This window comes from Streptomyces sp. NPDC021012, from assembly GCF_044333355.1.
Taxonomy (GTDB): domain Bacteria; phylum Actinomycetota; class Actinomycetes; order Streptomycetales; family Streptomycetaceae; genus Streptomyces.
Genome location: NZ_JBIRQU010000001.1, coordinates 884754 through 904376 on the forward strand (window position 1 = coordinate 884754; position 19623 = coordinate 904376).

General features: G+C 71.5%; 26 protein-coding genes. 21 read left to right on the forward strand and 5 right to left on the reverse strand.

Going from position 1 to position 19623, the window contains the following annotated elements:
* Positions 1–21 precede the first annotated feature (21 nt).
* The 3 genes from rpsG to ACH4TP_RS04105 all read right to left on the reverse strand — a co-directional run bounded on the left by rpsG (position 22) and on the right by ACH4TP_RS04105 (position 1652).
* Entirely contained in the window at positions 22–492 is a 471-nt protein-coding gene (rpsG, locus tag ACH4TP_RS04095) for a 30S ribosomal protein S7 (protein WP_015035567.1), read from the reverse strand.
* A 2-nt stretch (positions 493–494) separates the two neighbouring features.
* Entirely contained in the window at positions 495–866 is a 372-nt protein-coding gene (gene rpsL, locus ACH4TP_RS04100; RefSeq protein ID WP_003948652.1) for a 30S ribosomal protein S12, read from the reverse strand.
* A 336-nt stretch (positions 867–1202) separates the two neighbouring features.
* Positions 1203–1652 (reverse strand): helix-turn-helix domain-containing protein, encoded by a 450-nt coding sequence (locus tag ACH4TP_RS04105; RefSeq protein ID WP_398184146.1) that lies wholly within the window; start codon positions 1650–1652, stop codon positions 1203–1205.
* 251 nt (positions 1653–1903) lie between these two features.
* Between ACH4TP_RS04105 and ACH4TP_RS04110 the strand changes: the two genes are divergently transcribed.
* From ACH4TP_RS04110 to ACH4TP_RS04120, 3 genes are all read left to right on the forward strand, one after another.
* Positions 1904–2179, forward strand: coding sequence for a WhiB family transcriptional regulator (locus ACH4TP_RS04110; RefSeq protein ID WP_398184143.1), 276 nt, complete (start codon positions 1904–1906; stop codon positions 2177–2179).
* A 139-nt stretch (positions 2180–2318) separates the two neighbouring features.
* A complete protein-coding gene (locus ACH4TP_RS04115; RefSeq protein ID WP_389221576.1) occupies positions 2319–3020 on the forward strand; it encodes a hypothetical protein in 702 nt (233 codons plus the stop codon).
* Positions 3014–3217: a hypothetical protein gene (locus tag ACH4TP_RS04120; protein WP_389220879.1), complete on the forward strand. Its 204-nt coding sequence runs from the start codon at positions 3014–3016 to the stop codon at positions 3215–3217. Before ACH4TP_RS04115 ends, ACH4TP_RS04120 begins: the two co-directional genes overlap by 7 nt.
* Positions 3218–3268: 51 nt before the next feature.
* On the opposite strand, the gene ACH4TP_RS04125 is transcribed toward ACH4TP_RS04120, so the two are convergent.
* Entirely contained in the window at positions 3269–4093 is an 825-nt protein-coding gene (locus ACH4TP_RS04125) for a RimK family alpha-L-glutamate ligase (RefSeq protein ID WP_398435558.1), read from the reverse strand.
* A gap of 739 nt (positions 4094–4832) precedes the next feature.
* Between ACH4TP_RS04125 and ACH4TP_RS04130 the strand changes: the two genes are divergently transcribed.
* The 4 genes from ACH4TP_RS04130 (at position 4833) to ACH4TP_RS04145 (ending at position 6783) form a co-directional block, all read left to right on the forward strand.
* Complete coding sequence (locus tag ACH4TP_RS04130; protein WP_398435560.1) at positions 4833–5243, forward strand: hypothetical protein; 411 nt, start codon at positions 4833–4835, stop codon at positions 5241–5243.
* A 132-nt stretch (positions 5244–5375) separates the two neighbouring features.
* Positions 5376–5987, forward strand: coding sequence for a phage tail protein (locus tag ACH4TP_RS04135; RefSeq protein ID WP_398184137.1), 612 nt, complete (start codon positions 5376–5378; stop codon positions 5985–5987).
* Between the two features lie 95 nt (positions 5988–6082).
* Positions 6083–6373 carry a hypothetical protein gene (locus tag ACH4TP_RS04140; RefSeq protein ID WP_389220890.1) on the forward strand — a complete coding sequence of 97 codons (291 nt, stop codon included), beginning with the start codon at positions 6083–6085 and terminating at the stop codon, positions 6371–6373.
* A gap of 113 nt (positions 6374–6486) precedes the next feature.
* A complete protein-coding gene (locus tag ACH4TP_RS04145; protein WP_398435562.1) occupies positions 6487–6783 on the forward strand; it encodes a hypothetical protein in 297 nt (98 codons plus the stop codon).
* A gap of 31 nt (positions 6784–6814) precedes the next feature.
* Here ACH4TP_RS04145 and ACH4TP_RS04150 read toward each other — a convergent pair whose 3' ends face one another.
* Positions 6815–7633 carry a hypothetical protein gene (locus ACH4TP_RS04150; protein ID WP_398435564.1) on the reverse strand — a complete coding sequence of 273 codons (819 nt, stop codon included), beginning with the start codon at positions 7631–7633 and terminating at the stop codon, positions 6815–6817.
* A 259-nt stretch (positions 7634–7892) separates the two neighbouring features.
* Here ACH4TP_RS04150 and ACH4TP_RS04155 point away from each other — a divergent pair, with 259 nt between their 5' ends.
* The 14 genes from ACH4TP_RS04155 (at position 7893) to ACH4TP_RS04220 (ending at position 19603) form a co-directional block, all read left to right on the forward strand.
* Complete coding sequence (locus ACH4TP_RS04155; protein WP_389220899.1) at positions 7893–8102, forward strand: hypothetical protein; 210 nt, start codon at positions 7893–7895, stop codon at positions 8100–8102.
* A 111-nt stretch (positions 8103–8213) separates the two neighbouring features.
* On the forward strand, positions 8214–8870 hold the full coding sequence (locus ACH4TP_RS04160; RefSeq protein ID WP_389220902.1) for a hypothetical protein: 657 nt from the start codon (positions 8214–8216) through the stop codon (positions 8868–8870).
* 49 nt (positions 8871–8919) lie between these two features.
* On the forward strand, positions 8920–10122 hold the full coding sequence (locus ACH4TP_RS04165; protein WP_389220905.1) for a phage tail protein: 1203 nt from the start codon (positions 8920–8922) through the stop codon (positions 10120–10122).
* Positions 10119–11369, forward strand: coding sequence for a tape-measure protein (locus ACH4TP_RS04170; protein WP_389220908.1), 1251 nt, complete (start codon positions 10119–10121; stop codon positions 11367–11369). Before ACH4TP_RS04165 ends, ACH4TP_RS04170 begins: the two co-directional genes overlap by 4 nt.
* 49 nt (positions 11370–11418) lie before the next feature.
* A complete protein-coding gene (locus ACH4TP_RS04175; RefSeq protein ID WP_389220911.1) occupies positions 11419–12342 on the forward strand; it encodes a phage distal tail protein in 924 nt (307 codons plus the stop codon).
* A gap of 39 nt (positions 12343–12381) precedes the next feature.
* On the forward strand, positions 12382–13575 hold the full coding sequence (locus ACH4TP_RS04180) for a hypothetical protein (RefSeq protein WP_398435567.1): 1194 nt from the start codon (positions 12382–12384) through the stop codon (positions 13573–13575).
* A gap of 34 nt (positions 13576–13609) precedes the next feature.
* The gene (locus ACH4TP_RS04185; RefSeq protein ID WP_389220917.1) at positions 13610–14797 is read left to right on the forward strand and encodes a hypothetical protein; all 1188 of its coding nucleotides are present in this window, start codon (positions 13610–13612) and stop codon (positions 14795–14797) included.
* Positions 14798–14862: 65 nt separating this feature from the next.
* A complete protein-coding gene (locus ACH4TP_RS04190) occupies positions 14863–16005 on the forward strand; it encodes a hypothetical protein (RefSeq protein ID WP_398435569.1) in 1143 nt (380 codons plus the stop codon).
* A gap of 10 nt (positions 16006–16015) precedes the next feature.
* A complete protein-coding gene (locus tag ACH4TP_RS04195) occupies positions 16016–17146 on the forward strand; it encodes a hypothetical protein (RefSeq protein WP_389220923.1) in 1131 nt (376 codons plus the stop codon).
* Complete coding sequence (locus tag ACH4TP_RS04200; protein ID WP_389220926.1) at positions 17146–17718, forward strand: hypothetical protein; 573 nt, start codon at positions 17146–17148, stop codon at positions 17716–17718. The genes ACH4TP_RS04195 and ACH4TP_RS04200 overlap by 1 nt, the downstream gene beginning before the upstream one ends.
* A gap of 10 nt (positions 17719–17728) precedes the next feature.
* A complete protein-coding gene (locus ACH4TP_RS04205) occupies positions 17729–18100 on the forward strand; it encodes an ATP-binding protein (protein WP_389220929.1) in 372 nt (123 codons plus the stop codon).
* A 96-nt stretch (positions 18101–18196) separates the two neighbouring features.
* Positions 18197–19102, forward strand: a complete 906-nt coding sequence (locus ACH4TP_RS04210; RefSeq protein WP_398435571.1) for a peptidoglycan-binding protein — start codon at positions 18197–18199, stop codon at positions 19100–19102.
* A 17-nt stretch (positions 19103–19119) separates the two neighbouring features.
* The gene (locus tag ACH4TP_RS04215) at positions 19120–19353 is read left to right on the forward strand and encodes a hypothetical protein (RefSeq protein WP_389220935.1); all 234 of its coding nucleotides are present in this window, start codon (positions 19120–19122) and stop codon (positions 19351–19353) included.
* Positions 19340–19603, forward strand: coding sequence for a hypothetical protein (locus tag ACH4TP_RS04220; protein ID WP_389220938.1), 264 nt, complete (start codon positions 19340–19342; stop codon positions 19601–19603). Before ACH4TP_RS04215 ends, ACH4TP_RS04220 begins: the two co-directional genes overlap by 14 nt.
* Positions 19604–19623 lie beyond the last annotated feature (20 nt).

The window sequence follows — 19623 nt, forward strand, 5'->3', positions numbered from 1 at the left end:
CGGTCTCGATGTGGGTTGCGACTACCAGCGGTAGTGCGCGAAGGCCTTGTTGGACTCGGCCATCTTGTGCGTGTCCTCGCGCTTCTTGACGGCAGCACCGAGGCCGTTGGAGGCGTCGAGGAGCTCGTTCATGAGGCGCTCGGTCATGGTCTTCTCGCGACGGGCGCGGGAGTAACCGACGAGCCAGCGGAGGGCGAGCGTGGACGCGCGGCCCGGCTTGACCTCGATCGGCACCTGGTAGGTGGCGCCACCGACACGGCGGGACTTGACCTCGAGGGCCGGCTTGACGTTCTCGAGAGCGCGCTTCAGCGTGATGACCGGGTCCTGGCCGGTCTTCTCACGAAGACCCTCCATGGCGCCGTACACGATGCGCTCGGCGGTGGAACGCTTGCCGTCCAGCAGGATCTTGTTGATCAGCGAGGTGACAAGAGGAGAGCTGTAGACCGGGTCGATGATGACCGGGCGCTTCGGGGCGGGGCCCTTACGAGGCATTCTTACTTCTCCTTCTTGGCGCCGTAGCGGCTGCGAGCCTGCTTACGGTTCTTGACGCCCTGCGTGTCGAGGGAACCGCGGATGATCTTGTAACGAACACCCGGCAGGTCCTTCACACGGCCACCGCGCACGAGCACGATGGAGTGCTCCTGCAGGTTGTGACCCTCACCCGGGATGTAGGCCGTGACCTCGATGCCGGAGGTCAGACGCACACGCGCGACCTTACGGAGGGCCGAGTTCGGCTTCTTCGGGGTGGTCGTGAACACACGCGTGCAGACGCCGCGACGCTGAGGGGAACCCTCGAGTGCGGGCGTCTTGTTCTTCTCGACCTTGTCCTGCCGGCCCTTACGGACCAGCTGCTGGATCGTAGGCACTACTTCTCCGGTTTCTGTGTGCCGTCGGTAAAACTAACCCGGAACATTCACCGACCCACGCGGTCGGGCGTGTCGAATCTCGCGGACCTCCGCACAAGGCGGAGAAGGCGCGGATCGCGGTGGCCGATATATGACTCGCCGTGCGGTTGAGGACACGCACGGGAGCCCAGGCACACCCCAGGCACAAGGCATGAGCGTACCTATCGCATGGACTCCGGTCAAAACAAATGCCCACGCGCACGGGGTCCCGGCCGGAGCGGGCCGGGACCTGGGCGGATCGTTCCGGCGGACGGACCGGGACCGGGCAGGACGCCGGCCGGTCCGGGGCGCTCCGGATCAGTCGCGGGCGCTGCGGCGGGGCTCGGGGGCCTCGACGGGGGGCGCCGCCTCGGTATCGGGCTCCAGGAACTGGTTCACGACCTTGACGAAGACGCCCATGCGCTCGTCGGGCACTCCCAGCCAGCGGGCGAAGTCCTCCATCGAGGGCTGCCAGTCGGTCGGCGGCAGCAGGTCCGCCGCCATCGGGAGCTCCTCGGGGGTCACGCGCCCGGACCGGATGAGCATGTCGCGGACGGAGACGCCGAGCAGCGGGGCGATCCGGCGCATGGTCTCCAGGTCGGGCATGCTCTGGCGCTGCAACAGGCGCGTGACGGCGGCGCGGTGGACGCCCGCCTCGTCCGCGATGCGGGACTTCCCGCCGCCGCGCGGGCTGTCGATGTCGTAGCCGCGCTGTCTCATCAGGCCTTCGACCCAGCCTGCGAACTCGTCGAGCCCTTGAGTGCTCATGCTTTCCGCTCCTCTTTCCCCACCCTCCGGGCCCCTACCTTAGCGTGCTTGCGCGCACGGAATTACGTGCTTTCGGGCACGCAATCGTGTCGAATCGGTGAAGGGAGGGTCGAGGCGGCTCGGATTTTTGTTGCGCGCTCGCACGCAACGTGTAAGTCTGGCTCGCCGCCGCACTCGTCGGCCCCCTGAGCCCCAGGCGCCCCACCGGCCCCATGGACGGCCCGGGCGGGCCCCGGACCGTGGAGAACCCCTTGTTCCATCCCGAACCGTCCCCCTGGCAGGCCTCCGCCGCGTGCGCCGGCCTCTCCCCGTCCGTCGTCTTCGCCCGCCGCGCCAAGGAGGCGGCCCCCGCCCTGCGGGCCTGCGCCGACTGCCCCGTCCGGAGCGAGTGCGAGGCGGCCGTGGCCCCGGCCGAGAGCTACTTCGACGGCGTCTGCGCGGGCCGCCTCTGGCGCAACGGCCGCCCCGCCGACGCCCGGCGCGTCGCGAAGGCCCTCGCGACGACGGGGAGCGGCCGCCGTGGCTGACCACACTCCCCTCGGATCCACCGGCCCCGACACCACGGCGGCCGCCCCGGCCGCCGAGCCCACCCGCACCGGCGCCGCCCGGCCCGCACCGCGTGACGCCGCCGAGGCCGCCCGTACCGACGCCGCCGTCGCGGTCGTCCTGCGGGACGTCGCGCTGTGGACCGCGTCGCTGGTGAGGCAGTTCCCGGAGCTCGCCGAGGAGTTGGCGCCCGGGCGGCGCGGGCCCGGTGGGGCCGCCCCCGCCCCCTCCCACGCCGGTCGGGACGAGCTCATCCGGGAGGAGCGGCGGGAGGCGCTGCTGCTCCAGCAGCGGCACGGGCTCGCCGTTCCCGGTCAGGGAGCCGCGCCGATCCGGCTGCACGTCTCCGACGCGATCCGGGACATCACCGACGGGGTGGTGGAGCTGGAGGAGGCGGTGTGCGCCCGGCTCACGCTGCCCCGCCCGCCGCGCGCCGGGGTGATCGACCGGCTCCGGCGCCTCGTGGGGCTGCTCGACCCGATCGCGGCCCACCCCGACCTGGCCCGGCACGTGCGGGACGAGATCCGCCGGATGGCCCGGCGGTGCGCCCGGACGCTCGGCGACACGGAGACGATCGTGCGGGTCTCGGGCCGCTGCCCCTGGTGCGACTCGGTGTCGCTGCGGGCGTTCCCGGACCGGCGCGCGGTGCTGTGCGTGAACCCGGCCTGCGTCTGCACGGACGAGGTGTGCGGCTGCCAGGACGACCCCGCCTACCGGCACCTGTGGGCGGAGGACCGCTGGGAGGAGCTGTCGGAGGCCTCGGGGACCCGTACCGAGGAGATCGAAGCGGCGATGGACGACACGGAGGAGACCCCATGCTGAGCTCACCCGCCCTGCCCACGATGGTCCCCGGCCCGCTGGCCGCCGAGGAGGCGGGCGTGGCGCCCGCGACGATCCGCAAGTGGGTCCAGCTGGGCCATCTGCGGGCCGCGGGCCGGGCGGGCCGGGCCCAGCTGTTCCGCCTGGAGGACGTCTTCGCGGCGGAACGACTGGCCCGCCGCCGTCCGCGTACCGCCTGACCACCCCCCAAGAGAAGCGCCCCGCGTCCCTCCCGGACGCGGGGCGCTTCGTCATGCCTCCAGGAAGCGGTGCAGGGAGTCGACCAGGGTGTCGGCGAAGCGCTCGCGCACCGGCTCGGGGACGCGGTCGAGGGAGAGGTACGGGTTGAGGTCCTCCAGCTCGACGAGGAGGAGGCCGCCGTCGGGGGCGCGGCAGGCGTCGACGCGCTGGATGCCGTGGTCGAGGGTGTTCCAGTCGACGAAGCGGCGGGCGAAGTCGAGGTCTTCGGGGGTGGGTTCGTACGGCTCCAGGACCCAGCGGCGCTCGGGGTCGGGGGCGTACAGGGCGTACTGGAAGAGGTCGTCGACGAAGTAGAAGGACACCTCGTACCGGAAGTCGACGCGCGGCTGGACGAGGACGTCCCCGTAGGCGAGGCCGGTGAGCTCCTCGTACCGGACGAATCGCAGGCCTATGGAGTCGGCGCCGGCCTTGGGCTTGACCGCGTACTCGGCGGCGTCCGGCAGGCGGTGGAGGTCCTCGGGCCGGTCGGCGGTGGGGATGACGGGGTGTCCGCCAGCGGTCAGGTCGAGGAGGTACCGCTTGCCGGCCATGTCCCCGCGGCCGTGGAGCGGGTTGTACACGCGGGTGCCGAGGGCGCGGGCCCGCTCCCGGAAGGCCTCGTACTCCCGCTGGTAGCCGAGGACGGGACCGCTGTTGCGCACGACGACGGCGTCGAAGCCCTCCATGAGGGCCGTGGCGTCGAGCGGGTGACAGAGCGCCAGGTCGAACGCGGCGCGCAGGCGTGCGGTGAGGTCGACGTCCTCGTCTCCGTAGCGGCGCCCCCGGGCCGGGTAGGCGAGGTCGGTCACGTAGAGCAGGCGGGGGCGGCGGGACACGGGGCGGCTCCTGGGTCGGGACGACCCAACCTATCGGCCACCCGCACGGGCCCCACGACACGGGCGACCTCTCCGCCGGGCCCCGCCCTGCGAGGCCCGCCGCGCGGCCCCCTCCGCACCGGGTCGTCCTAGTGGCCCCCTCCACGCAGGGCCGCCCCCGCGCACCCCTCCACGCGGGACCGCCCGAGCGGAGCCCTCCGCGCAGGGCCGTCCAAGCGCGCCCTCCGCGCGGGCCCCTCCATGCGGGCCCACTCCATGCGCGCCCCCCCCTGCGGGGCCCTCCAGGCGGTTCCCTCCGCGCAGGGTCGTCCCGCGCGCCCCTCCACAGAGGCTCGTCCGCGCAGGCCCTTCCATGCGGGGCCTTCACGCAGGGCCGCCCGCGCAAGGCCTTCACGCGCGCCCCTCCGCGCGGGCCGTCCGGGCGGGCCGTCCGGGCGGGGCCCGCGCCAGGGCCGCCGGCGCGGGGCCTCCACGCGGGCCGCCCGGAGGCCCCGCGGCAGGGTCGTGGTGGAGGTCGCGATCGGGGCCGTACCGGGTTCGTGCGCGGATCGGTTCCAGAACTAGTTGCGTGCGCGCACGCTCCCTGTCACAGTTGGTGCAGCGGCGGAGCTGTGCCCGCGAGACGGGCCGCAGGCTCCGCCGTCCGCCGTCCGGGAGCGCTCCGCGCCCCTCCCCTCCCCGCGTCGAGCGCCCCGGACGGACGGCCCCTCCGCCCCTCTTCCTCCTGAGGAGAACCGTCATGACCACTCCCCCGAGTGCGTTCCCGGACGTCGAGAAGCTGGTCGTCGACGTCCTCAAGGCCGACCCGGCGCTGGCCGGCGTCACGGTCGCGGCCCAGGCGCCGGCCGGCTTCGACGGGACGCAGAGCGCGGTCCTGGTGAACCGCCGCGGCGGCGCCTGGATCGGCGACCTGCACCTGGACAAGCCGCTGATCGAGTTCGAGGTCTACGCGCCGAACAAGCCCGCGGCCCACATCCTCGCCAACGCGGCCCGCAAGTCCCTGCTCATGACGCTCGGCAAGCAGGTCGGCAACAGCCTCGTCCAGGACGTGGAGGAGATGGACGGGCCGCGCTGGACGCCCGACTACCTCTACCGGGGCGCCAACCGCTACCTCTGCCTCATCCAGCTCTCCCTGACCGTCGCTCCGTAACGGTCCCGCCGCCCCCTGACGGGGGCGCGCCCCACAGACCAGGCCCTGCCGTCCGGCGGGGCCTTTGCCGTACCCGGGTCCTGACGGCCCGGGGCGGCGCCCTCACCCCTCTCATCAAGGAGAAACACCACCATGGCTGGAAACAACGCCGCCGAGATCCGCGTCGCCGGTGCAGGCAAGCTCTACGTCGCCACCGCGGGCAACGCCGCCCCGGCCTCCTTCGGCGCCGACTCCGCCGCCGACTGGACCAGCGCGGGCTGGAAGGACCTCGGCTTCACCTCCGGCGACGGCGTCACGTTCTCGAAGAAGGACAAGCTGGAGCCGGTCGACTCGTGGCAGTCGGTCTCCCCGGTCCACTACATCTACTCGGCCCGTGACCTGTCGCTGAAGTTCTCGCTGCTGCAGTTCAACGAGGACACGCTGCCGTTCTTCATGGGCGGCGACGCCGTCAAGCAGGACGCGGCCCCGGCGGTCGACACCTACCGCTACGAGATCGCCGAGCGTCCGTTCGTGGACGTGCGCGCCCTCGGCCTCGAGTTCACCGACGTCAAGGCCGGTGGCACGACCGTGGTCAAGTACCGCTTCATCATCCCCAACGGTCAGGTCACCGCGACCGACGACATCAAGCTGGGCCGCAAGGCCGCGTCCCAGCTGGGCATCACCTTCACCGCCATGTCGAAGGGCGACGGCAAGCCGCTGGCCACCTTCATCATGAAGGACAGCCAGTACTCCGCGACCGTCTGATCCTTCTCCACCCGGGGCGGGACGGCGCACCGCCGTCCCGCCCCACCCCCTCTCCTCAGCAGGCGAACCCACTCGAACAAGGAGTACGCATCACCATGGCCCGTTTCGACGTCAACGCCGCACGCGCCCAGCGACTGGAGGCCCATGGCCGCACCTGGTCCTTCGAGCTGGACGGCGAGTCCTTCACGCTTCCCACCGAGCTGTCGCGCAAGACCGCGAAGGCGCTGCGCACGCTCGACGACAACGACGTGGACGGCCTGCTCGCGCTCCTGATGGGCGAGGAGCAGTTCGCGCGCTTCGAGGAGCACGAGCTCACGATGCAGGACATCGCCGCGATCCTGGAGGCCTACGGCAAGGAGACCGGGCTCGGCCTGGGGGAAGACTGAGCCTCGTCGAGTTCGTCGACGAACACGCCGAGGCCCTCGAAGCGGACCTGCTCCGCTACTACGCCACCGATCTCCTCGACTGGTACCGGGGCGACCTCTCCAGCCGGCGCCTGATGGTCATGATCAAGCACCTCCCGGCGGACGGCGCCCTGCAGCGCGAGATCCACGGGGAGGCGGCGGAGTGGTCGCTGACCGACCACCTGCTCGCGGCCGCGGTGGACCACCTGGCCGCCGCCAACTGGATGTTCCAGTGCGTCAACACCGCCGAGGACGACGAGACCCCCGATCCGCCGCAGCCCGTTCCCCGTCCGGGCGCCACGGACGGGGACGGGGAGGGGGACGGCGGGGCCGGGCCGGAGGGCGCCGACGAGGCGGTCTCCCCGGCGGCCCTCGCCCGCTTCTTCGGCTGACCCCCGCCCGTGCCCCCGGCGCCCGCTCCCGTCAGGAAGCGGGCTCCGGGGGCGCTTCCTGTGCTCGCTCGGCGGCCAGCTCCTCCTCCAGGCTCCTGGCCCGTTCGGAGAGGCGGCGGCCGCGCCGCTCGGGGCTCCCGCCGCTCTGGCCGGGCACGCCGCTGAGCGGCGGCACGATCGGGCGGCCGCCCTTGCCGCGGACGACCTTCCGCACCGGCTGTGCGTTCCTGCGGGGGCGCCCCTCCTGGGCGGTCACCCGGGCGTCCGGGTCGGGCTCCGGTTCGGATCCCGACCCGTGCTCCGGCTCGGGCTCGAACAGGGGCTCGGGCTGGGGCGTCGACTGAGGCGCGGGCTGAGGTGCGTACTGGGGCGCGGCCTGAGGTGCGCGCTGGGGCGCGGGCTCCGGCGCGGGGCGCTGTTCGAACAGCTCCCGCTCCCGGCGTACGCGCTCCTCGGCCTCGACCACCGCGGCCGGGGGCTCCAGGAGCCGGGCGAACGGCAGCGGGATCACGCGGGCACCGTCCTGAGGGGCGGCGTCCGTGCGTCGCTGCGGGCGCCGTATGCCGCGCGCGTCGCCCTGTCCCTGCCCGTAGGCGTCCGCCACGCGCCTCTCGTACTCCCTGCGGATGCGCGGGAGTTCGTCGGAGACGGCCTCGGCCCAGCCCGCGGTGAACGCGGCGGTCTCGCGGCGGTCCACCTCGGCGCGGGGCAGCACGACGAGGTCCTCCGGGGCGTACCCGGCGACATGGACGAGTTCGGCGAGCCTCGCGAAGAGATGAGGCAGGTCGGGATGGGATTCGAGCCAGTCGACGAGCTGTTCGCGCCGGTTACCGCCCGGCTCCGTGTCCATGCGTCAGCACTGCCTTCCACCCCCCAGGGGTCCCCACGCGCCCCTCGCGCCCCCGGCTCCCCGAATGTGTCAGGTCCAGGGAACGCGCCATCCAGAGTACCCCGGTCGAACACAAGCTCTGTTCGAGGACCGATCCCTGGTCAATCCCCTCAGGTCGGAGGCGGGGAGACGCGCCGTCAGACGTTTCAAGCTCGACAAAGGTCGAACTTTAGTTCGACAATGCCCCGCACGTACGTTCGACAGCGGGAAGGCAGGCACCATGACGTCTCAGACCGGGGGAAGCCGCCCAGGGAACACGCTCCACGACCGCCTCGACGTGTTGCTCCGCGGCCCCGGTCCCCTCGACAAGCGCGCACTGCTCGCCACCCTCGACGCAGAGGTCGCGGCTCGCGAGATCCGCGCGTACACCGCCGGCTGGAACGACGCCCTGGCCGAACTCCGCGGCCCCCACCGCGCCCCGCGGCAGTAGGGCCCGGTCCGCCGGCACCGCAGATCTCCACGAAGTCCCCGTCGCGCCCCTCCACCCGGAGGCGTGCGGCGGGGACTTCGGCTTCCCCGAAGCCGCCATCAGGAGGAACACATGGGCGACACCGAGAAGCCCAAGACCCTCGAAGACAGGGTCGCCGCACTCGAAGACGACGCCAAGAAGGAGAAGGTCCACGGGCACGACTACACCGAGGTCAAGAAGGAAATCACCAAGATCGCGAGCGACCACACCGTCCTCAAGGGCGAGGTCACCGCGCTCCACGGCTCCTGGGACCTGTTCGCCATCGCCTTTCCGGGCCTGGTCATCAGCATCACGCTCCCGGCCCTCTTCAGCCTGGAACCCGTGATCGAGCGCGTGCTCGAGAAGAAGTTCCACATCACCCGGGCGAAGTCCGGATTCCTCTCCTACACCCGCAAGGCGAAGCGGGACGCGCGTGCGGCGGCGGAACGGCTCGAGTCCGCCGACCACAAGATCGGGCTGCTCAAGGAGCAGATGCTGGAGAAGTTCCGGCAGTCCAACCAGCGCGTCCACAACGCCGAGCAGCGCATCGGGAACTCCAACGTCCGCATCAACAGGCTCGAACAGCGCGTCAGCGAGATGGATCGGAAGGTCCGCCGGATCGACCGGTGGGCCGACGGGGTCCGGGCCGGGGTCCGCAACATGTCCAGCGCACCCGAACTGCAGGGCGTCACCAACCGCGTCACGGCCCTGCAGCGGCAGGTCAACCTGCTGAGCTCGGCCCTGGCCTGACGCCCCGCCCCCACCCCCTTCCCACCACCATCAGCAGAGGTGGACACGCATGTCACTCGTACGTTCACTGAACAACTCGTCCGGATCCCTCAAGCAGTTCAAGTCCGCGTCGGACGCGGCCGACCGCGCCGCGTCGACCCTCGGTCAGCGCGCCTCGTCGGCCGGCCGCGGCATCAACGGCATCAAGGGCGCCGCCCAGGGTTCCGCCAAGGAGCTCAAGGACCTGAAGTCCGCCTCGGACCGGGCCGAGCAGGCCATGACCAAGGCCGGCAGGACCGGCGAGTCCGCCGGCGGCAAGCTCGGCAAGTACGAATCCGGCGCCGGCAAGGCCTCCAAGGGCCAGGACAAGCTCAACAAGTCCATGAAGGGCAACTTCCTCGCCCGCCTGCTCGAACTCTTCATGCCTCTCATCGAGAAGATCGTCGAGATGGCGATGCAGTCGAAGACGATGCAGAAGGTCCTGAAGAAGGCCTTCGACGGCATCAAGGTCGTCATCAGCGCCGTCATGAAGGCCGTCGGCCCGATCATGAAGAAGGCCGGCGACCTGATCAAGACGGTCTGGAACGGCATCAAGAAGGCCATCTCCACCGTGGTCAAGGCGGTCGCCACCGTCATCAAGACCTACGTCAACATCTGGAAGACCGTCATCACCACGGTGATGACGGCGATCAAGACCGTCGTCGGCGCTGTCTGGAACGGCATCAAGGCCGTCATCACTCCCGTGGTGAACTGGATCAAGTCCGCGATCCCGAACGCCTTCACCGCCGTCAAGGACAAGATGTCCTCCATCTGGAACGGCCTGAAGGACATCGCGTCCCGGGCGTTCGAGGGCATCAAGAGCGGTGTGTCCGGCCCGGTCAACGCCGTCATCGGCCTCATCAACCGGATGATCAGCGCCGTCAACGGCGTCAAGGTCAGCGTCCCCGGCTGGGTCCCGATCGTCGGCGGCAAGACCTTCGGCGTCCACATCCCCACCATCCCCATGCTCGCCACCGGTGGTGTCGTCATGCCCCGCAGCGGCGGCGTCCCGGCGATCCTCGCCGAGGCCGGCGAGGCCGAGGCCGTCCTGCCACTGTCCAAGCTGGACCGGCTGCTCGCCATGACCGCCCGCCGCGCCCGCATGACGGCGCAGCTGCAGACGGGCGGCGGCGGTGGTGCCGGGCTGCACATCGAGCACTACCACGCGGCCCGTAACAGCGACCCCCAGTCCACGGCGGACGCGCTGATGTACCTGGCGAAGGCACGCGGATGAGTGCCGCGGCCCTCGACCCCTTCGCGCCGTTCAAGGGCAGCGCCGGGGCGTTCTCCGACTTCGCGGCGAGCGCGGGCCGGGCCGCCGACACCCTGCAGCGGCTCCGGCAGGCGGCGCAGCGCGCCGCCGCGGGGGCCGACCGGCTCCGTGACGGGGCGCGGACGGCCGCCGCCTCGGTGCGCGCCTTCGGCCAGAACGCCGGGACCACCGCCACCTCCGCCTCGAAGCTCGGGCAGTCGCGCGCCGCCAAGGGGGTCAAGTCCTTCGGCGACAAGGCCGCCAAGGCGAAGTCGTCCTTCGGCAAGCTCGCCACGGGCCTGGGCGGCGTCCTCGCGATCCTCGCGCCGCTGCTCCCGGTCGTCGACACCATCACCAAGCTGATGGACACCTTCGGCACGGTGATGGAGATCGCCTCGGTCGCCATGACCGGCGTCAACCTCGCCATGCGCAGCAACCCGCTCGGCTTCGTCCTCGGCATCCTCATGCCGGTCATCTCCTGGCTCATCGAGTACGCGGTGAACAGCGAGACCGGCCAGAGGATCATCAAGCAGGTCATGCAGCAGGCCCTGAAGGGCTTCCAGTCCGTCTGGAAGTTCCTGCAGCCGGTGATCAAGCTCATCGGCCAGGCCGTCGGGACCTACTTCAAGGCCTACCTCACCCTGTTCACGACGGCCCTGAAGATCGTCGGTTCCGCCATCAGCGGCATCTCCAGGGTCGGCACCGCCGTCACCTCCGCCTCCAACGCCCTGCGCGGCATCGCTTCGAGCACCATCGGCGGCATCAAGAACGCGATCCACCCGTTCCTGTCCTTCTTCACCGACAAGATCCCCGGCTTCTTCCGGCACGCCAAGGACGCGGTCGGCAAGGCCCTGCACGGCATGGGCGAGCTGATCAAGGGCGCCCTGACCGCCGTGCTGGGGGTCGTCAAGGGACCGATCAACGGGCTCATCGCCTTCGCCAACTGGATCATCGACGGGCTCAACAAGCTGAGCTTCGACTTCCTCGGCAAGCACTTCGGCGTCGACATCGACAAGATCCCGATGCTCGCCGAGGGCGGTCTCGTCTTCCCCGGCGCCGACAGCGCGCCGCGCATCGACCCGCTCACCGTCCTGGAGCACCGGCGCGTCCCGGCCCTCACCGAGGCTCCCCGGCAGCCACACCGGATCACGGAGTTCCACGAGGACCCGGGCGCCGGCCCGCGGTCGACCGCGGAGGACCTGCTCTTCCTCCTCGCCGCCCACGGCTGAGCCCCTCCCGCCCGACACCAGCCCCCCTCAGAAGTGAGGTGACGGCCCCATGGCCGAGACCACAACCACATACGCCGGAAACGACCTCACCGCCGACCTCGCGCCCGGCTCGCTGATCACCCAGGACGGGCAGATCCAGTGGGCCGGGCTCCTCATCGGCCCCGGTACGCCGTTCAACGTCGACCGGACCGGTCTCCAGGGCTGGGAGGACCTGCCCGAGTACGACTCCTCCGACGCCGACCGGCCCACCTCGCACGGCGCCTGGCCCGGCTCCCGGTACGCCAAGCCGCGCAAGATCAGCGGCACGATCGTGCTGATGCCGGGCCAGGACGCCGCCGCCGGGGCCGTCCGCGCCCTGCGCCAGTCGCTCGCCCTGCTCGACGAGGAGCGCTGGCTGACCGTCCGGCTGCACGGCGAACTCCTCGCCGTGCGCGCCCGGATCGCCCAGCGCGTGGTCCCCGCGGACCAGGGCTTCGCCACCCAGGGCAGCTCGAAGATGTCGATCCAGTGGCTGGCCTCCGACCCGCGCCGCTACGCCGTCAACGAGCAGTCCGCCTCCACCACCGCGCCGCAGCCCGAGTCGGGCCTCACCTGGCCGCTGACCTGGCCGCTCAACTGGGGCCAGGCCAAGTCCACCGGTGACGCCGTCGCCGAGAACACCGGCTCCGCCGCCACCCACCCGGTGATCGTCTTCCGCGGCCCCTGCTCCATGCCGACCGTCACCGAGCGGGTCTCCAAGCGCCGGCTGCGGTACGCGATCGACCTGGCCGCCGGCGACGAGCTCGTCGTCGACACCGCCAACGGCACGGTGACGCTCAACAACACCGCCTCCCGCCGCCACACCGCGATGGCCGACTCCAGCCCCGAGGAGCTGTTCCTCCTCGAACCGGGCCGCACCGAGCTGGCGTTCCGGCCCGACTCCGCCACCCCCGACGCGCTGATGACGGTCCGCTGGCGCAGCGCCGAATGGTGACCGAGACCCCCGCCCGCCCCTCCCGGAAGAGGTGAACCCATGACCGTACGGGCCGCCTGGCTCCAGTCCACCGGTCAGACCCGCGAGGACACCCGGATCGCCCTGTCCGCGCTGCTCACCCCCAGCAGCGGCAGCGCCACCGCGCCACCGCTGCGCTCGCGTCCCGGCATCGTGCCGGGTGGCTTCGCGCTGACCGGCGACTCCGCCATGCAGTGCAGCATCGGCACCGGCCGTGCCGTCATCCAGGGCTACGAGACCGCCCAGGGCGCGTACATGATCGCGGTGACCGCCCCCGAGACGATCACCATCCCTGACGGCGACCCGCAGTACGGCCGGATCGACGTCATCGAACTGGCCGTCCTCGACGACACCTATGACAAGAGCGGCACCACCGACGCCGTGATCCGGCTGGTCAAGGGCACGCCCTCGGCCACCCCCCAGGTCCCGGCCTCGGGCCCCGGCAGCTCCTTCCAGCTCTACACGGTCTCCGTCCCGGCCGGCACCTCCGCCGGCACCGGCGGCATCGGCTGGACGACCGGCGCCGTCACCACCAAGCACTACCCGATGACGGCGCTCGGCGGCATCATGCCGACCAGCGGTTTCAACGGCGTGTACGCCGGCCAGTACCGCGACGTCTCGGGCCAGTTGCAGCGCTGGGACGGCACGGCCTGGGTCGCGTACCCGAAGGCGATCGGCGGCATCGCCCCGAACGGCACGGCGACCACCGGCAGTTACACCGGCCAGTACCGCGACAACGCCGGCATCCTGCAGCGCTGGGACGGCTCCGCCTGGCAGTACGCCGAGGGCAAGGCGACCATCCTCTTCAGCGCCTCGCAGACCACGATGCAGAGCGTCCCGCAGAACGCGTGGACGCCGATCACCCTGAACTACGTCGACATCGACGACTTCAGCGGCTGGAACGGCACCGACAGCTTCGTCGTCCCGCGCACCGGCTGGTGGCGGGTCGGCGCCAACATCAACTGGTACGGCGTCGACTCCACCAGCGGTGTGCGCGGCGCCCGCATCCTCGTCGGCGGCGTCGGCTACTCCCGGATGACCTGGATGGCCGCGGCGGCCGGGGGCACCACGAGCGTCGGTGGCGACGGCCTGGTCAAGCTCACCGCGGGCAACGTGGTCCAGCTCGCCGGATACCACAACGCCACGGCCCCGGTCCGCACCCTCGGCGGCTCCGGCTACTACACCACTCTCACCGCCCAGTGGATCCGGTCCTGAACCGCCTTCTTCCCACCCCGATTCGGAGAACCCCATGAACCTGCGCAGCAGCTGGGCCGTCGAGACCGGCCAGACCCGCGAGGACACCCGCCTCACCCAGACCCCGACCACCATGGTCAACCCCGTCCAGGTCCGCTCCGGCATCCTGCCGGGCTCCTACAGCGGCCAGTTCCGCCTCTCCGGCTTCTGGATGACCGGCGCCTCCGCCATGACGGCGACCGTCTCCGAGGGCCGCGCCGTCATCCAGGGCGACATCTCGCAGGGCGCCTACCCGGTGACCCTGCCGGCCGCCGAACAGGTCACCTTCACCGCCGGCAACGCCACGTACGGCCGCCTCGACCTGGTGGTCCTGCGGGTCTACGACAAGCTGTACGACGGCGGCACCCGCAACGAGGCCGTCATCGAGGTCATCCAGGGCGTGCCGGACGCCAACCCGCAGGTCCCGGCCACCCCGGCACGCAGCCTCCCGCTGTACAAGGTGCTGGTGCCGGCCAACGCCAGCGCGGGCAACGGCGGCATCCCGTGGAACACCTCCCTGATCGACCTGCGCACCCCGGTCGTCGCGGCCGGCGGCATCCTGCCCGTCGAGGGCGTGGTGCAGCCGGGCTCCCACCCGGGCGCGTACATCGACGCCCCGAACAACCAGCTGCAGCGCTGGGACGGCGGCAAGTGGGTCGCGTACCCGGAGGCGCTCGGCGGCATCGTCCCGAAGTCCGCCTCCACCCTGACGGCCAGCTACATCGGCCAGTACCGGGACGGCGCGAACGGGGAGCTCCAGCGCTGGAACGGCAGCGCGTGGGCGCCGGCGTTCGCGGGGCCGTACTACACCGACCTCACGGACGCGGGCTACACCCAGTCGACGACGTACACGAGCACCCTGCTCGACACGGTCCAGACCCCGCTCACGCTGAACTTCGTCGCCCCGGCGTCGAGGGCCGTGATCGTCAACTTCGGCGCCCGGCTGCGGTCGCACAAGGACTACTACGGCTACATGGCACTGCGGCTCACCCAGGGCGCCACGGTCGTGCAGGAGCCGGACGACGAGTACGCGGTGCTCGCGTCCGCCGAGAACTTCATGTCGGTGGGGATGAACCGGCGCCTGTCGGGGCTGACCGCGGGCGCCACCTACACCTTCACCGCCCACTTCCGCCTCGTCGCCAACACCGTCGGCGCCACCGCCTGGTACGACAACGCCTTCATCCGCGTCGACCCGCAGTACTGACCCCCGGTCGCGTAGCCGCAGTCGCGTAGTCCCGCCGCCCCGACCGCCCGTCCACAGGAGAACCCATGCCCGTACGCTCCGGCTGGCTGCTGCCCACCGGTCAGACCCGCCAGAACACACGCATCACCAACATCGGCGCAACCATCCCCGTCAGCCCGCTGGGCGTCCGGTCCGGCATCCTGCCCGGCACATCCGACGGCAAGTACCGGGTCGGCGGCCTGTGGATGAGCTCGTCCGGCCCGATGACGGCCATCGTCTACGCCGGCAAGGCCGTCATCGCGGCCGGGGTCGTCGCCGACGGGGCCTACCCGGTCGCCCTCGACGAGGACGTCACCATCACCTTCGCCGACGGCGACCCGCTCAACGACCGCATCGACCTCGTCGTGGTCCGCGTCTACGACCACGACGCGGACGCCCTCGGCAAGTACGAGGCCGGCATCGAGATCGTCAAGGGCACCGCGTCGGCCACCCCGGTCGCCCCGACCGCCCCCGCCCGCTCCCTCGCCCTCTTCACCGTCAAGGTCAAGAAGGGCGCCTCCGCCGGCAACGGCGGCATCGACTGGGTCGGCGGCGCCGCCACCGACCTGCGCGTCACCACCGTCGCGTCCGGCGGCATCATGCCCGTCTACAACAACGCCGGCATTCCCGGCGCCTACCCGGGCCAGTACCAGGACAACGACAACGCGCACTTCCTGCAGCGCTGGGACGGCACCGCCTGGGTCGCCTACCCCAAGGAGATCGGCGGCATCGCGCCCAGCGGCACCATCACCACCGGCAGCTACAACGGCCAGTACCGGGACTACAACGGCGGCCAGCTGCAGCGCTGGAACGGCAGCGCCTGGGTGGCCTACCAGCCTCCGATCGAGGTGGAGGCCATCACCAGCGGGGCCACCGCGCAGGCCGGCTGGACCCTGTCGTACTTCAACGCCCGCAGGACCCGCGGGGTCGTCTCCTTCAACGTCAACATGGTCCGCTCCGGCGCCGACATCACCGCCACCACGGCCGGCAACATCACCGACGAGCTGCTGTGCATCCTGCCCGTCGGATGGCGCCCGGAGTTCAACCTCGAGGCCACGGCCTCCGACGGTTTCGGCCACGGCAGCGCATCGGTCCTGACCACCGGCGAGATCAACCTGCGCACCTGGTCCCCCAACGGTGTCCTGACGGCGGGCCGCTCCCTCCGCATCACCGCCACCTACGTCCAGTGAGGCGCGACCGATGAGTATCGACACTCCCTACCGGGCCATCTTCTGCGACCTGCTCACCGACCAGACGCTGGACATCCTGCCCCTGCGGGACGTCCAGTTCGACGACTACATCGGCAAGGCCGGCTCCCTCTCCGGCACCGTCCCCATCCCCGACAAGGCCATCGCCGAGCGGGTCAAGAAGGTCCGCGAGGGCCGCACCGCGGTCTACCTGGAGCGCGGCGGCGACCTGTGGTGGGGTGGCATCGTCTGGACCACCACGCTGCAGTCCAGCGGCCGCGGCGTGCTCACGCTCGGCATCCAGGCGGCGACCTTCGACTCGTACGCGAGCCGCCGCCGGATCCGTACCGAGATCAAGTACGACACCCCGACCGACCAGCTGGAGATCGCCCGCCGGCTCTGGAAGGAACTCGACGTCCAGAACTACCCGGGCGCGCCCGCGGGCGAGGAGCCCCGCCGCCTCGGCATCACCCTCGGCGACGAGACCTCCGAGTACAAGCGCACGGTCTCCTGGCGGCTCGGTGACGAGACCGTCTACCAGGACGCGCTCGACCAGATCGCCAAGCTGGAGAACGGCTTCGAGCACCAGATCCTGGTCTACCGGGACCCGATCAGCGGCGCCCGGGTGCGGCAGCTCCGGCTCGGCGCGCCCAAGATCGTCAACGGTGCGACCGACCTGATCTTCGACCGGCCCGGCGTCATCCTGTCGTACTCCTTCCCGTACGACGCGACCCGCGGCGGCACCACCGCCCTGGCCCGCGGCGCCTCCGTCAACTCCAACGCCGCCACGGAATCCCGGCCGCTCTACTCCGACCAGCAGGTCGCCACCGACCTGCTCGTCGACGGCTGGCCGCTGATCGACCTGTCCTCGGACCACAACGAGGTCACGGACACGCTCGCGCTCGGCTCCATCGCCAACCGGGAGCTCGACGAGTCCCGGGGCGCGGTGGTGATCCCCTCGGTCAGCATCCACCTCGGCGGGGTCGTCCCGCCGCAGCTCATCGGCCGCGTCGCCCGCATCCGGATCACCGACGAGTGGTTCCCGCAGGGCCTCGACGCCCGCTACCGGATCATCGGTGTCAAGGTCACTCCCCCGGAGCGCGGCCGTCCCGACACCGCCGAGCTCTACCTCGAGGAGTCCTGATGCCCCAGCTGCCCGAGGACATCATCGACCGGCTGAACCAGATGGAACGCCGGCTCAAGGCACTGTCCACCGCGGTCAACACCCGTCCCGCCGCCAACGAGTTCCGGCCCGCGACGCAGACCGCCAACATCAGCATCACCCGGCCGCTGATCCGGGTGTTCGACGGCTACAGCCACGAGATCTTCTCGGACGACATCATGACCGGCGGCCTGGCCCGGCCCTGGCTGCAGCTGATGCCGCCGCTGCCCGTCGACACGGCCAAGTGGCCCTCCACCACGAGCGCCTCCTTCGTCACCGTCGCCCGCTGCTCCAACCCCGTCTGGCAGCCGAAGATGCGCCTCGCCATCAGCACCGCGGCGTCGACGGGCGGCACCGGCCAGGTGCGGGTGCTCGTCGACAGCACCCCGTTCGGCCCCACCGTCACCGCCGGCACCACGTACGACTACACCGGCCTGCTGCCCGGCGACATGAAGACCAGGTTCGGGCAGACCATGAACATCGAGATCCAGGCCCTGGCCACGGCCGGCACCGTCTACGCCCAGCCCGTCCTCATCCACGGCATGCAGACCTGAGGAGCACCCCATGAACATCGACCCCACCCAGCCCTGGGGCGTGGCCATCGACTACGCGGGCCGCGCCACCGTCACCGAGAACGGCCACACCCTCTCCGTACGCGTCTACGACAACAGCCTGGGCAACACCGTCCAGCGCGACCCGGTGACCGGGCAGTACCCGGCGGTGTACGTCACCGCCGAGGTCATGGAGAAGGGCACGGGCGACACCGTCCTGCGCGGCTCCGGCCTGGTCATCGTGGACGCGAGGGACGGCGCCCCGGCCGTCCCCGACCAGACCGCCGCCCAGCGGGCCGTGACCGCGGCGCTCGCCGACTTCGAGTCGCGCCGCACCGCGTACGCCGCGCTGTGCGCCGCCTGGGCCCCGGCGCCCACCCCGTAAAGCACCGTAACGCCCCGTAACGCCCCTTACGGAACAACCGCACACGCCCGGCCGGCTCCCCCGGCGCGGGCCTTTTTCATGCCTGGAGGACACCAGATGGCCACTCCCCTCACCGCGGACCGGTTCGTCGCCGCGCTCCGCGCCGAAGGCGTCACCGTCGTCGAGCACCCCGGCTGGCGCACCCACAACCGCGACGGCCACGGCGCCTGGGGCCCCGTGACCGGCGTGATCATCCACCACACCGTCTCCGCCGGCACCGCCAACACGGTCGAGATGTGCTTCAACGGATACGAGGGGCTGCCGGGCCCGCTCTGCCACGGCGTCATCGCCAAGGACGGCAGCGTCCACCTCGTCGCCAACGGCCGCGCCAACCACGCCGGCGGAGGCGACCCGTCCGTCCTCCAGGCCGTGATCACCGAGACGTACGGAGACCGGCCGCCCGCCCCGCGCGAGCACCAGGGCAGCGCCGGCGCCGTCGACGGCAACTCCCGCTTCTACGGCTTCGAATGCGTCAACATGGGCGACGGCACCGACCCCTGGCCGCCCGCCCAGCTCGACGCCATCGAACGGGTCTCCGCCGCCCTGTGCCGGGCCCACGGCTGGGGCGCCCGCTCCGTCATCGGCCACAAGGAGTGGTCGGACTGGAAGGACGACCCCCGCGGCTTCGCCATGCCGACGATGCGCGACCGGGTGCAGAAACGACTCGGCGCGGCCCCCGCGAAGAACCCGCCGGCCAAGCCGGCCGCCCCCCGCTTCCAGCCCTTCCCGGGCACCTCGTTCTTCCGCGCGGAGACGAGCTCCCCGGTCATCACGGCCATGGGCCGCCGCCTCGTCGCCGAGGGCTGCTCCGCGTACACCGTCGGCCCGAGCCCCCGCTGGGGCGAGGCCGACCGGCTCAGCTACGCCAAGTGGCAGCACAAGCTCGGCTTCCGCGGCTCCGACGCCGACGGCATCCCGGGCGCCGCCTCCTGGAACGCCCTCAAGGTCCCGTACACGAAGTAACCGCAAGGAGCACAGTGATGTCCGATGCCGCCAAGCGCACGGCCCGTACCGTCCTCCAGTCCGCCGTCGGCATCGCCGTCGTCCTCCCCGCGATCGTCGACGCCTCCGGCATCCCCGCGACCCTCCCCTGGGTCGCCGGGGCCCTGGCCGTCGCCGGCGGACTGGCCCGGGTGATGGCCCTCGACCTGGTGCAGAACCTGCTGCCGTCCTGGCTGCGGCCCACCCAGGGCGGTGCCGATGACCGAGCCTGACCCGAACGACCCGGTGGCCGTCGCCCTCGAACTGGAGCGGCTCCGCGGCACCCTGGAGGCCGGCTTCGCCCGCGTCGACGGCTCGCTCGCCCTGCTCGTGCAGCGCAGCGACCAGACCGACAAGCAGCTCGCCGACCACGAGGCCCGCCTCGACGCCCTGGAGCGCGCCCGCTGGCCCCTGGCCAGCATCGGCGCCCTCGCCGCGGTGGCGACGGTCGCCGTCACGGCCTGGGAGATCGCGGCACGCTGAGACGCCGAAGGGCGGCCACC